Genomic DNA, 13,187 nt, shown 5'->3' on the forward strand with positions numbered 1-13,187 from the left:
ATTTAAAGGGGTAATAAGTAACAAATTTAATTTATTTGGTAAAGTAAAATTTAATTTCTAAGTATTAATTAAGAATTTAAGGAATAAAATTAGGTAAAAATAAATTTACCAAAAAATAGAAAGGTGAAATATGCAAGAATTTGTATATTATAATCCAGTTGGATTAGATTTCCCTTTAGATGAAGCTATATATGTAACTTCAAATATCGAGGAAACAAAAGATGCAAACTTTCTAATTTCAAATAGTACTGAAATTGATTGTGAAGTAAGTGCTGATGAAATAGATTTTTATATAAAAAATAGTTTAGATCCCATCTCAAAAAAAATAGAAAATGTTTATAAACTTTATGAAATAGCTGCTTTAAAATTTGACCTAGCCCAAGATATAACTTATACACAAAATATTGGTAACAAAGTTTTATTAATTGCAAATAGTGATGATGCAAAAAGTTTTATATCAAATATAAATCCAAATGAATTTGATTTATTTCAAATAGATGAAAGTATTATCAAGTCAATTTCTGGACATATTGGTAACTTATGTGTAGTGGTTGATGATGAAGGAAAAGATGTAATTTTAAAAGTTGATCAAATTGTATGGTTTGATATAAAAGAGTTAGGTTTAAAGCAAAGTGGTAGCTTTGATCCAACAAAATCTTCAATAAATGAAGTAATTCAAACACTTAGAAAAAATATAGATGAATATGAATATAGAAAGTTTACTACATATGATTCAAATATCTGTCAATATCATGAAAGAAGAGAAGAAGTTTGTGGAAGATGTGAAGAGGTTTGTCCTACAACTGCAATTATAAAAATTGATTCTAAAAAACATTTAGAATTCTCTCAAATTGATTGCCATGGCTGTGGTGGATGTATCTCTATTTGTCCTTCTGGTGCCTTGGATTATGCTCCTATTAGTAGAAACTCTATTTTTGAAATGGCAAAAGAGTTTAGAGATTTTATTCCTTTAATAATTCCTAATAAAATGAATATTTCTTCTGTAAATGTTCCTTTAAAAGAAAATGTATTACCTTTTAAAATTGAAGGAGAAAAGTTTTTACATGAAACTTCTTTTTTAACAATTTTACAAGAGAGTGGTTCTCAACTAATATTTTTTACTGATTTCCTATCAAAAGGTAGTAAAGATGCAATTAGAATTTTAAATGAAATTTATACTAAAAAATATGGTAAAAAAGCTATTTTTGTTGCTATGAATGAAGAAGAACTAAAAGAAGCTTTACAAGAAGTTGATTTTATTGAGAAATCAAAATTTTCTTATAATCAAGAAGATGAAAGAAAAAGAGAAACTTTTGCAGTAAGACTTTCTGCTTTAGTAGGACAAGAGGATTTAGGTGTAGTTAAAACAGGTGAACATTTACATTATGGAAAAGTTAATATCAATGAAGATAAATGTACTTTATGTTTAGCTTGTGTTGGTGCTTGTAATGTAGATGCTTTAAAAGCATACCCAGAAGATAATACATTAAGATTAAACCCTTCTATTTGTACAGCCTGTGGATACTGTGAACTTTCATGTCCAGAAAAGGACTGTTTAACAATACAACAAGATATTATTGAATTAAATCCAAGTTGGTTTTTACAAAGAGTTGTTGCAAAAGATGAATTATTTGCATGTGTAGAGTGTGGAAAAGAGTTCGCAACTAAAAAAGCTGTTGAAAAAATCGCAAATATAATGGGACCAATTTTTGCAAATAATCCTGCAAAACAAAGAACTTTATATTGTTGTGAAAACTGTAAACCAAAAGTAATGCTAAGCGCAGATATATCAAAGAATCAATTAGTATGAAAAATATAAATATAAATAAAGTAAGAGCAATCTATTATGGATTGTTTTCTTCTTTATTTTCATATATTGAAAATGAAGAAGAGTATGAAAATATAGTAAAAACTTTAGAGTTTTTAAGTTTAACTCCAATTGATGAGTATAGTAATGAGGCTTTTATTAATATAAATAATTATCTAAAAGAAGAAGGTTTTAGTATTTTAAAAGAAGAAAATAATGATTTATTTTTTAGTCCAAGCACTACCTTTATTCCAGTAACTGCTTCTTTTTACACAGAAGATAGAGATGATGGACAAAAAAGAGTTGAAATGACAAATTTAGTTTTAAAATCAAAATTTAGAAAAGACTCAAAAAGTTTTAAAGAAGCAGAAGATCATATTTGTTTTATTTTTGCTTTTTTGCAAAAGTTAATTCAAGAGGATTTTAGTGTTGAAAATAGACTGGCTTATGAAGTTTTTTCTTCAATTTTAAATGAAATGATTGATGAATTTATTAATAATATTTATTCCCATGAAAATAGCCGATTTTATAAAAATATTGCCATTCTTTTAAAAGTTTTTATTGAATTAGAAAGGTCTTTTTATAATATAAAAGATAGCAAAAATAGTAAAAATAGAAAGCAACCAGAACTATTTCACCAAAAGAAAAAAGAGTTTAAACAAAGAGCAAAAAGAAATTTTGACGAAGTTACAACACTGTAACATTTTTTTTATCCACTAATATGCTTTTTTTGCATATTAGTGGAGTTTTATTTATTTAGAAATATGCAAATTTTGCATATTAAAAGAGATAAGTGAGAAAAGTATTTCTTTTTTGAGTTATCTCTTTTTGGGTAAAAGAGAGAAATATAGCTTGGAGGAAAGCATGAAAGAAAATAGAAGGAGTTTTATTAAAAAAACTCTAAGTGCAAGTGCTTTGGTTGCAGCAGGTAGTAGCGTTGCTTTAGCAAGTAGCAATACTAAAAATAGTAGTTCAAGTGGTGTTGTTGTAGGAAAATCTCCTAAAAAAGAGATTTTATACAAAGAGACAAAAGAATGGGAAGCTTTTTATAAAGCAAGTTATTAAAAGGTAAAAAAAATGGGTAAAAATATACTCAATGATTTATCTTTGAAAATGGGTAGAAGAAATTTTCTTAAATTAGCTTCACTTGGTGCAGGAGTAGGTGCAACTTCAATGTTTGCTTCTACAAATACCCTAAGAGAAGCTACAAATGATGAGATTAAAAATCCTTTTCCTGGTTCAAAGAAAGTTAAAACAATTTGTAGTATTTGTTCTGCTGGATGTGGAATAGTTGCTGAGGTTCATAATGGTGTTTGGGTAAGACAAGATGTGGCACAAGACCATCCTATTAGTGAAGGAAGTCATTGTTGTAAAGGTATTGACCAAATTGATTTAGTAAAAAGTAAACAAAGAGTTAAATTTCCACTAAAAAAAGTTGCTGGTAAATGGCAAAGAATTTCTTGGGAAAAAGCAATTAGTGAAATTTCTGAAAAAATGTTAAAACTAAGAGAAGAAAATGGTCCTGATGTGGCGATGTTTTTAGGTTCAGCAAAATTTAACCTTCAACAAGCTTTTTATTTTAGAAAATTTGCAGCAATGTGGGGTACAAACAATATAGATCACGTAGCAAGAATTTGACATAGCGCAACAGTTGCCGGGGTGGCAAATACATGGGGTTATGGTGCTATGACAAATCATTTTGGTGATGTTGTTGGACACTCAAAAGCAATTTTAATGATAGGTGCTAATTCAGCTGTGGCAAATCCAATTGGGTTTAAGCATTTCCTTCAAGCTAAAGATAGAAATAATGCTAAACTAATTGTAGTTGATCCAGTTTATACAAAATCTGCTGCTAAAGCAGACCATTATTTAAGAATTAGAACAGGTACAGATGTAGCATTTATTTATGGATTATTACATATTATATTTAAAAATGGTTGGGAAGATAAAGAGTTTATTGATAGCCGTGTATATGGTATGGATGAGATTAGAGAAGAAGCAAAAAAATGGACACCTGAGGAGACGCAAAATGTTACAGGTATTCCAGCGGAGAAGATTATCCAATTAGCTACACTTTTAGCTAAAACTAAACCAACTACAGTTGTTTGGGCACTTGGTATTACTCAACATAGTACAGGTACTTCAAATACAAGAATTCTTCCAATACTTCAATTAGTATTAGGAAATATGGGTAAAAAAGGTGGTGGAACAAATATTATTAGAGGACATGATAATGTTCAAGGTTCTACTGATATGTGTTGTTTAGCTGATAGTTTATCTGGATATTATGGATTAGGTGAAGCTTCTTGGAGATATTATGCAAAAGCTTGGGGTGTAGATTTTGATTGGTTACAAAAAAGATTTCACTCTCCTAAATGGATGCATGAAAAAGGTTTCTCACTTGCAAAATGGTGGCAAGGAGTATTACAAGAAGAAAAAACTTATTCTTCAAGTCCTATTAGAGCTTTATGGGTTCAAGGTACAGGTATTACTTCTATGGCACAAACTGCAAAAGTTCAAGAAGCTTTAGATAAATTAGATTTATTAGTTGTTGCAGAACCTTTTGTAAATGAAGCAGCAGTAATTACAAGTAAAACTGATAATATTTATATTTTACCAGTGTGTACACAGTTTGAAACAGAAGGAAGTGTAACTGCTACAAATAGATCTTCTCAATGGAGAAGTAAAGTAGTAGATCCTTTATATGAAAGTAAAACTGACCATGATGTAATGTTTGAATTTGCTAAAAAATTTGGTTTTTATGATGAATATGTAAAAGCTATGAAAATGGATATTGTTGATGGTGAACCAAAAGTAGTAAAAGATAGTTTTATTTGGCCAGATGATGCAGCTAATGAGTTAGCAAGAACAATTAAAACAATTGGTCTTGGTGGATGGACAGCAAAAAGATTAAGAGAACACCAAGAAAATTGGCATTTATTTGATCCTTTAACTTTAAAAGGTTCTGGAAAAATGAAAGGTCAGTATTATGGTTTACCTTGGCCTTGTTGGGATACAAAACACCCAGGAAGTCCTATTTTATATGATGTAACAACACCTGTTAGTAAAGGCGGTATGGGATTTAGAAATAGATTTGGTTTAGAACATGAGGGTGTTTCTCAATTACCTGATGAAAGAGTAACAGTTAAAGGTTCAAAAATCAAAGGTGGATACCCTGAAATTACAAAAGATAATATTGAAAAAGTTTTAGGTATTACTTTAACAAAAGAAGAAAAAATAAAAATTGGAGCAAATTGGAAAGTAGATTTTAGTGGAATTATTCAAGAAAAGTGTAATGAAGCTGAAGTTTGTGTGTATGGAAATGCAAAAGCAAGAGCAAAAGTTTGGACATTCCCAGACCCAATTCCAAAACATAGAGAACCAATTCACTCTCCAAGACATGATTTAGTTCAAAAATATCCAACTTATGAGGATCAAAAAAATAACTTTAGGGTTGATGTAAGATTTAAATCAGAGCAAACAGCTCAAGATTGGTCAAAAGAGTTCCCTACAATGCTAGTTACTATGAGAGTTGTAAACTTAAGTGGGGCTGGTATGTTAGAAAGAACAAGTAAGTACCTTTCTCATATTACTCCTGAAATGTTTGCTAATATCAATCCTGAATTAGCTGCTGATTATGGAATAAGAAATGGGGATATGATGTGGTTACATTCACCACAAGGAACAAAAATTAAAGTAAAAGCTATTTATAGTCATAGTGTTACGCCAGATAGAATTTGTTTACCATATAACTTTGCAGGAGTGATGCAAGGTGTGGATATGAGTGCTAATTATCCAGAGGGAACAAAACCTTATACAATAGGTGAAAGCTCAAATACTATTACAAATTATGGCTTTGATATTATTACACAAATTCCAGAATTCAATGCTGGTTTATGTAAAATTGAAAGAGCATAGGAGTAGGTTATGAGTGAAATGTCAAGAATGAAATTTTATTGTGATGAGGATAGATGTATTGAGTGTTTTGCTTGTTCTGTAGGTTGTGCAGAAGCTCATGAATTACCAAGTGGAATTAGCAGAAGAAAAGTAATCACATTAAATGAAGGAATAGAAGGGCTTGAATACTCTTTATCAATAGCTTGTATGCATTGTACAGATGCACCTTGTGAGCAAGTATGTCCAGTTGATTGTTTTTATATAAGAGAAGATGGAATTGTTCTTCATGATAAAGAGAAATGTATAGGTTGTGGATATTGTTTATATGCTTGTCCATTTGGTGCACCTCAATTTCCAAGAGATGGAGCTTTTGGAACAAAAGGGGCGATGGATAAATGTACAATGTGTGCTGGAGGTCCTTTAGAAACTAATTCAAGTGAAGAAAGACACCTTTATGGACAAAATAGAATTGCTGAGGGGAAAGTTCCTTTATGTGCTGCTGTTTGTTCAACAAATGCTTTATTGGTTGGAGATTCTCAAAAGGTTTCTGAAATTTATAGAACAAGAGTCTTATCAAGAGGGCATAATCATATAGCTAAAACTCCTAAATCATGGAGTTCGGCATATGGTTCATAAAAGAAAGTAATAATATGAAATTTAAATATTTAGTTTTATTATTTTTTACAATAACTTCACTAGCATTTGCTAGTGAAAGTTCAATTTATGGTGAAGATTTAATAAAAAATATTTTAGGTTATGATAAAAAAGAGTCTTTGCATTTAGGATATTATTTCACACTTTTACAAAGTAAATATTTTCAACCACTATTTTTAGGTGTATTAATTGGGGTACCAACAGCCTTTTTTATACATTATAAAATTATTGGTCCAATGATTTTTTCTCATGATAGAAAAAAGATTTATGTTTTTTCAGTTTTCAATAGAGTAGTTCATACCATAGCTGCAATTGCCTTTATACTACTTATACCAACAGGAGTAGTTATGATGTTTGGTGATTTTTTTGGTGGTGGTACATTTGTAAGAGCAAATAAAGAAATTCATGCTATTGCAACCTTACTTTTTATTATTTCAGTTATACCTATGTTTTTTATGTGGGTAAAAGATATGCTTCCTACAAGTGATGATATTAAATGGATGATGATTGTAGGAGGATATTTAAATAAAAGAAAAGATCCAGTACCAGCAGGTAAATTTAACGCAGGTCAAAAATCTTGGTTTTTAGTTGCGACTCTTGGTGGGATTATTATGATTTTAACGGGCGCAATTATGTATTTTCAAGATTTTAAACTTGATTTTATTGTGCAAATGGGCTTGTCTCAAATTGATTTATTAAGAGGTAGTGCAATTGTACATAATATTTTAGGACTTGCTGTTTTAGCTCTTTTTTTAGTACATATTTATATGTCTGTTTTTGCAATTAAAGGTGCAATTCATAGTATAATTACTGGCTATAAAGAGGAAGAGGAATTAGAAATTTTACATAGTTCTTACTATAAAAAATTAAAAAAAGAACAAAAAGTATAAAAAAGTATAAAAAAATCCTCTCAAAATTGAGAGGATTTCTTCAAAATTTTAAAAAATTTCAAAAAATTTCAAAATTTGTTAAAAATTGATTTAAATCAAGAAAATAAAGGATAAAGATTATTAAATAATAAATTAGTATTTAAATATGCAAAAATTGCATATTTTTGAAATTGTGGAATTTAGGGAGTATCTAAAAAAGTAAAAATAACAAAAAAAAAACAGCTAAAAAAAGTAAAAAAAAATTAACAAAAAAATATGTTCCTATTTTTTACATTATTAAATTATAAATAGGCATAAAGTACCTATATAAAGTTATAGACTAAGTTTTCTTTAAAGTTAGTAGCTTTAAAATTAGTAAATAATAATTGACCAAAAATAAAAAATAGATATTGAATATGGTAAAAAATATGACAATTTTTATCCTATTTAACTCTATATAATAATTTTATTTTTGTTAAGGATAAAAAATGAAAGAGCAAGAAGTTAATAAAGCAAGAGCTGTTTATTATAAAATTTTTAGTAACTTTTTTGTTTATACACCAGATATAAATAAATATTTTCAACTTTTAAATTTAATTGAGTTAGTAAAAAACAACTCTTTAGATGAATATTCTGCACAAGCTTTTGAAAATATCTTAAAAAAACTTCAAAAAGATTCTAATATTGTATTATTAAAAGAGTATGATGATATTTTCCATAATCCACAAACAACTCAAATAAGAACAACTGCTTCATATTATGATGAAAAAGTTGAAAGTGGTAAAAAAAGAGTTCAAATGTTGGATTTTCTAGCAAAAACTAAAATAAGAAGAGATGAAAAGAGATTTTCTGAATATGAAGATTCTATTGGATTTATCTTAACTGTTCTATCTGAACTAGCTTTTTTAGTAAGTGAAGGTGAAGAACAATATAAAACTTTACAACACTGTATGTTTAGTGATATTTTAAATGAATTTGTAGATGAATTATCAAAAGCAATTTATGAGCATGAAAAAGCAGATATTTACAAAGATGTAATAGTTGCTTTATTATCTTTTATGGAATTTGAAAGATTATATTTTGGTATTTCAAGAGCAAAACCAAAAGAAGTAATAAAAGAAGAAGTATGCGAAGAAGTTATTTCAAAAGAAGAACTTGAAAGAAGAGCTAGAAATAAAGCAGCAAAAGCTGCTGGTGCAAAAGTACAAGAAGATGTTTTTATAGCTTCTTCAAACGAAGAAATATAGGCCTTTTAAAGAGGCCAAAAAAGAGTAAGTTGTTACTTTTTTTTGGTCTCTTTGAGACTGAAAAAACAATAAGGATCAACTATGCAAAGTGATAGAAGACAGTTTGTCAAAAAAAGTGCAATGGTTGTTGGTGCAAGTGTAGCTGTTGGTGCTACTACACTGGCTGCAAGTGGAAAAAGCTATAAAACAGCTGATTCTAATGGTGTTGTTGTAGGTAACTCTCCTAAAAAAGAGATTACTTATAAAAAAACTCAAGCTTGGGAAGATTATTACAATCAAGCAAAATAGATAAAAGGTGTTAGTATGTCAAGTAGTACATATGAAGCACTAAAAGCTAAAGTAGGTAGAAGATCATTTATTAAAATGGCTGCACTTGCGACTGCTTCTAGTGCTGTAAGCGCTTTTGCAAACAATGATGGAGTTACTAGAGAAGCTACTAGTGAAGAGGTTAAAAATCCTTTTCCAGGTTCTAAAAAAGTAAAAACTATCTGTACTGCATGTTCTGTTGGATGTGGTATTATTGCAGAAGTTCACAATGGTGTGTGGGTAAGACAAGAGGTTGCACAAGACCATCCTGTATCTTTAGGAGGTCATTGTTGTAAAGGTGCTGATATGATTGATATGGTTAGGTCTGAAGTTAGACTTAAACATCCAATGGTAAAAGAAAAAGGGCAATGGAAAAGAATTTCTTGGGATGAAGCTTATGATAGAATCTCAACAAAAATGAAAGCTTTAAGAGAAAAAGAAAGCCCTGATTCAACAATGTTCTTAGGATCAGCAAAAATGAGTACAGAGCAAGCTTACTATTTTAGAAAGTTTGCAGCAATGTATGGAACAAATAATATAGATCATCAAGCAAGAATCTGACATAGTGCAACAGTTGCCGGTGTGGCAAATACATGGGGTTATGGCGCTATGACGAACTCTTTAGGTGATATACAAAATGCTAAGTCAATTATTATTTTTGGTGCAAATCCAGCAGTAAACCACCCAGTTGGTTTTGGACATTTCTTAAAAGCAAAAGAGAGAAATAATGCACAAATTATAGTAGTAGATCCAGTATTCACTAAAACAGCTGCAAAAGCTGATTATTTCTGTCAAATTAGACCAGGTACGGATATTCCATTTATGTATGGTATGTTACATATTATATTTAAAAATGGTTGGCAAAACGATAGCTTTATCAATGATAGAGTTTATGGAATGGATTTAATTAAAGAAGAAGCAAAAAAATGGACTCCTGAAAAAGTTGCTGATGTAACAGGTGTTTCAGCTGAAAAATTAATTCAAATTACAACTGTTTATGCTAAAAATACTCCAGGTACATTAATTTGGGCTATGGGATTAACACAACATACTATTGGTTCATCAAATACTAGAATTGCTCCAATTGTTCAATTAGCATTAGGAAATATGGGTACTGCTGGTGGTGGAACAAATATTCTAAGAGGGCACGATAATGTTCAAGGTGCTACTGATATGGGATGTTTATCTGATACATTACCAGGTTATTATGGATTAGCAGATGGTTCTTGGAAATATTTTGCTAGTCAATGGAATATAGATTATGATTGGTTAAAAAATCAGTTCCAATCTCCTGAATGGATGAATAAAAAAGGATTTACTCTTGCTAGATGGTGGGCAGGTGTATTAGATGGTAAAGATGGAAATGATAAAATTCATAATGGTAAAACAAAGTTAAAAGCTCTGTTTGTAATGGGTAATGGTATTACTTCTGTTGCACAACAAGCAAAAATAAAAGAAGGTTTAGATAATTTAGAACTTTTAGTTTTAGCTGACCCTTTTGTAAATGAAGCTGGAGTTTTAACAGATAAACAAGATGATGTATTCCTTTTACCTGCTGCAACACAATTTGAAACAAGTGGTTCTGTTACAGCAACAAATAGATCTGTTCAATGGAGAACTCAAGTAGTTGAGCCATTATATGAATCAAAACCAGATCAAGATATTTTATTTGAATTATCAAAAAGATTAGGTTTTTATGATCAATATACAGCAGCATTAAGAAATGGAAAAGATAGTTTTACTTGGCCAGAAGATGCTACAAGAGAAATTGCAAAAATTATTAAAACTATTGGTCTTACAGGATGGACTCCTGAAAGAATTAAAAAACATACTGATAACTGGCATATGTTCGACCAAGTATCTTTAAGAGGATATGGTGCTATGAAAGGTGAATATTATGGTTTACCTTGGCCTTGTTGGACAGAATCTCATAGTGGAAGCCCAGTTTTATATAACACTAATTTAAGTGTTAAAGATGGAGGTATGGGATTTAGAAATAGATTTGGATTAGAGCATGAAGGTGTATCTCAATTAGCTGCAAAAGGAAGTGCACCAAAAGATTCAAAAGTTAATGGTGGGTATCCTGAAATTACAAAAGATAATATTGAAGAAGTTTTAGGAATCAAATTAACTGATGAAGAAAAAGCTAAAATTGGTAAAAACTGGAAAGTGGATACTTCTAATATAATTGCTCAAAAATGTATGGAAGCAGGAATTGCACCATATGGAAATGCAAGAGCAAGAGCAAGAGTATGGACATTCCCTGATCAAATACCAATGCATAGAGAACCTTTACATTCTCCAAGACAAGATTTAGTTAAAAAATATCCTGCTTATGAAAATAAAGCAAACCATTTTAGAGTTGATACTCAATATATTACAAAACAATCTGAGCAAGATTGGTCAAAAGATTTCCCTATTAACTTAGTTACGGGAAGACTTGTAAATATGAATGGTGCAGGTATGGAAAATAGAGCATCTAAATATTTAGCTGCCTTAACTCCTGAAATGTTCTGTAGTATTAATCCAGACTTAGCAGGTCAATTAGGTGTTAGAAATGGTGATATGATTTGGATTCATTCTCCTGAAGGAACAAAAATTAAAGTAAAAGCAAAATATTCATATTCTGTTACACCAGATAGAGTATTTTTACCTTTCCACTTTGCAGGACATTTCCAAGGAGAAGATATTAGTCATAAGTATCCTAAAGGAACGAAACCTTATGCTGTTGGTGAAAGTGCAAATACTGTTACTAACTATGGTTATGACATTATTACACAAATCCCAGAAACAAAAGGCGGATTATGCCGAATAGAAAGAGCATAGGAGTAAGTTATGAATGAAATGTCAAGATTAAAATTCTATTGTGATGAAGGTAGATGTATCGAATGTGACGGATGTTCTGTTGCTTGTGCTGAAGCTCATGAATTACCTTCTGGAATTAATAGAAGAAAAGTAATTACAATAAATGAAGGTAAAGAGGGATTAGAATACTCTTTATCAATAGCTTGTATGCATTGTACAGATGCACCTTGTGAGCAAGTATGTCCAGTTGATTGTTTCTATATAAGAGAAGATGGAATTGTTCTTCATGATAAAGAGAAATGTATAGGTTGTGCTTATTGTTTATATGCTTGTCCATTTGGTGCACCTCAATTTCCAAGAGATGGAGCTTTTGGAACAAAAGGGGCGATGGATAAATGTACAATGTGTGCTGGAGGTCCTTTAGAAACTAATTCAAGTGAAGAAAGACACCTTTATGGACAAAATAGAATTGCTGAGGGGAAAGTTCCTGTATGTGCAGCAATGTGTTCAACTAAAGCATTATTAGTAGGTGATGCTCAAGAAGTAAGTAAAATATATAGAGAAAGAGTTCTATCAAGAGGTCACGGTGTTCAAACTTCACCAATGACTTGGAGTAGAGCATACGGAGCAAAATAAGGTTAAATTATGAAAAAAAGTATATTAATTATCTTTTTAGCTCTAGCTTCAGTAGCATTTGCTGCTACTGATAGTGCTATATATGGTAAAGATTTAATACCTAATATTTTAGGTTATGATAAAGAAGGTTCTTTACATTTAGGTCAATGGTTTACTATTTTACAAGGTAAATATTTTTCAATTGGATTCCTAGCAGTTGCATTTGGAGTTCCAGCAGTTTTTTTAATACACTATTTAATAATTGGACCTATGATTTTTTCTCATGACAGAAAAAAAATACATGTTTTTACATTATTTCATAGAGTAATTCATTGGCTAGCAGCAATTTCATTTTTAGTGTTAGTTCCAACTGGATTTGTAATGGTATTTGGTACAACATTTGGTGGTGGTGAATTTGTTAGAGTTTGTAAAGAGTTACATGCAATTTCAACAGTAATATTTGCTATTTCAGTTATACCAATGTTATTAATGTGGATAAAAGATATGTTCCCAACATTAGACGATATTAAATGGATGATGATTGTTGGTGGATATTTAAATAAAAGAAAAGATCCAGTACCAGCAGGTAAATTTAATGCAGGTCAAAAAATGTGGTTTTGGTTATGTACAATAGGTGGGATTGTTATGATATTAACAGGTGCTGCTATGTATTTTCAAGATTTTAAACTTGATGTTATTGTACAAATGGGATTATCACAAATTGACTTTTTAAGAGCAAGTGCAATAGTACATAATATATTAGGAATGGCAGTTGCTGCTTTATTCTTTGTTCATGTATATATGTCTGTATTTGCTATTAAAGGTGCAATTCATAGTATGATTACTGGATATAAAGAAGAAGAAGAAGTAGAAATTCTTCATAGTTCTTATTATAAAAAATTAAAAGAAAATAAAGAAATATAAAAACTAGTAAGTTTTTACTTACTAGTTTTTGTTATAATAGAAATATGCATTAATAACATATTA

At 30.0% G+C, this 13,187-nt stretch carries 11 protein-coding genes; all 11 read left to right on the forward strand.

What is annotated here, in order from left to right; translation table 11 throughout:
• Window positions 1-130: 130 nt before the first annotated feature.
• The 11 genes from AMYT_RS05545 (at window position 131) to AMYT_RS05605 (ending at window position 13,124) form a co-directional block, all read left to right on the forward strand.
• The gene (locus AMYT_RS05545; RefSeq protein WP_114841560.1) at window positions 131-1,810 is read left to right on the forward strand and encodes a 4Fe-4S binding protein; all 1,680 of its coding nucleotides are present in this window, start codon (window positions 131-133) and stop codon (window positions 1,808-1,810) included.
• A complete protein-coding gene (locus tag AMYT_RS05550) occupies window positions 1,807-2,508 on the forward strand; it encodes a TorD/DmsD family molecular chaperone (protein WP_114841561.1) in 702 nt (233 codons plus the stop codon). Before AMYT_RS05545 ends, AMYT_RS05550 begins: the two co-directional genes overlap by 4 nt.
• 163 nt (window positions 2,509-2,671) lie before the next feature.
• Entirely contained in the window at window positions 2,672-2,872 is a 201-nt protein-coding gene (locus AMYT_RS05555; protein ID WP_114841562.1) for a twin-arginine translocation signal domain-containing protein, read from the forward strand.
• 12 nt (window positions 2,873-2,884) lie between these two features.
• Window positions 2,885-5,725, forward strand: coding sequence for a formate dehydrogenase subunit alpha (locus AMYT_RS05565; protein WP_228197900.1), 2,841 nt, complete (start codon window positions 2,885-2,887; stop codon window positions 5,723-5,725).
• Window positions 5,726-5,743: 18 nt separating this feature from the next.
• Complete coding sequence (gene fdh3B, locus AMYT_RS05570) at window positions 5,744-6,340, forward strand: formate dehydrogenase FDH3 subunit beta (protein ID WP_196779031.1); 597 nt, start codon at window positions 5,744-5,746, stop codon at window positions 6,338-6,340.
• Window positions 6,341-6,354: 14 nt separating this feature from the next.
• Window positions 6,355-7,248 carry a formate dehydrogenase subunit gamma gene (locus AMYT_RS05575; protein ID WP_114841566.1) on the forward strand — a complete coding sequence of 298 codons (894 nt, stop codon included), beginning with the start codon at window positions 6,355-6,357 and terminating at the stop codon, window positions 7,246-7,248.
• 467 nt (window positions 7,249-7,715) lie between these two features.
• On the forward strand, window positions 7,716-8,474 hold the full coding sequence (locus tag AMYT_RS05580; RefSeq protein ID WP_114841567.1) for a TorD/DmsD family molecular chaperone: 759 nt from the start codon (window positions 7,716-7,718) through the stop codon (window positions 8,472-8,474).
• 81 nt (window positions 8,475-8,555) lie between these two features.
• Window positions 8,556-8,762 carry a Tat pathway signal protein gene (locus AMYT_RS05585; protein ID WP_114841568.1) on the forward strand — a complete coding sequence of 69 codons (207 nt, stop codon included), beginning with the start codon at window positions 8,556-8,558 and terminating at the stop codon, window positions 8,760-8,762.
• A gap of 15 nt (window positions 8,763-8,777) precedes the next feature.
• Window positions 8,778-11,606, forward strand: coding sequence for a formate dehydrogenase subunit alpha (locus AMYT_RS05595; RefSeq protein ID WP_129085797.1), 2,829 nt, complete (start codon window positions 8,778-8,780; stop codon window positions 11,604-11,606).
• Between the two features lie 9 nt (window positions 11,607-11,615).
• Complete coding sequence (fdh3B, locus tag AMYT_RS05600) at window positions 11,616-12,221, forward strand: formate dehydrogenase FDH3 subunit beta (RefSeq protein WP_114841571.1); 606 nt, start codon at window positions 11,616-11,618, stop codon at window positions 12,219-12,221.
• 9 nt (window positions 12,222-12,230) lie between these two features.
• The gene (locus tag AMYT_RS05605) at window positions 12,231-13,124 is read left to right on the forward strand and encodes a formate dehydrogenase subunit gamma (protein WP_114841572.1); all 894 of its coding nucleotides are present in this window, start codon (window positions 12,231-12,233) and stop codon (window positions 13,122-13,124) included.
• Window positions 13,125-13,187 lie beyond the last annotated feature (63 nt).

Origin of the sequence: Malaciobacter mytili LMG 24559 (genome assembly GCF_003346775.1) — a bacterium.
Lineage (GTDB): Bacteria > Campylobacterota > Campylobacteria > Campylobacterales > Arcobacteraceae > Malaciobacter > Malaciobacter mytili.

What these genes read in the sequence shown, in the direction of transcription:
- fdh3B (WP_114841571.1), top strand. Translation starts at nt 11,616, where the DNA reads ATGAATGAAATGTCAAGATTAAAATTCTATTGTGATGAAGGTAGATGT.
- AMYT_RS05555 (WP_114841562.1), top strand. Translation starts at nt 2,672, where the DNA reads ATGAAAGAAAATAGAAGGAGTTTTATTAAAAAAACTCTAAGTGCAAGT.
- AMYT_RS05575 (WP_114841566.1), top strand. Translation starts at nt 6,355, where the DNA reads ATGAAATTTAAATATTTAGTTTTATTATTTTTTACAATAACTTCACTA.
- AMYT_RS05550 (WP_114841561.1), top strand. Translation starts at nt 1,807, where the DNA reads ATGAAAAATATAAATATAAATAAAGTAAGAGCAATCTATTATGGATTG.
- AMYT_RS05585 (WP_114841568.1), top strand. Translation starts at nt 8,556, where the DNA reads ATGCAAAGTGATAGAAGACAGTTTGTCAAAAAAAGTGCAATGGTTGTT.
- AMYT_RS05580 (WP_114841567.1), top strand. Translation starts at nt 7,716, where the DNA reads ATGAAAGAGCAAGAAGTTAATAAAGCAAGAGCTGTTTATTATAAAATT.
- AMYT_RS05545 (WP_114841560.1), top strand. Translation starts at nt 131, where the DNA reads ATGCAAGAATTTGTATATTATAATCCAGTTGGATTAGATTTCCCTTTA.
- fdh3B (WP_196779031.1), top strand. Translation starts at nt 5,744, where the DNA reads ATGTCAAGAATGAAATTTTATTGTGATGAGGATAGATGTATTGAGTGT.
- AMYT_RS05605 (WP_114841572.1), top strand. Translation starts at nt 12,231, where the DNA reads ATGAAAAAAAGTATATTAATTATCTTTTTAGCTCTAGCTTCAGTAGCA.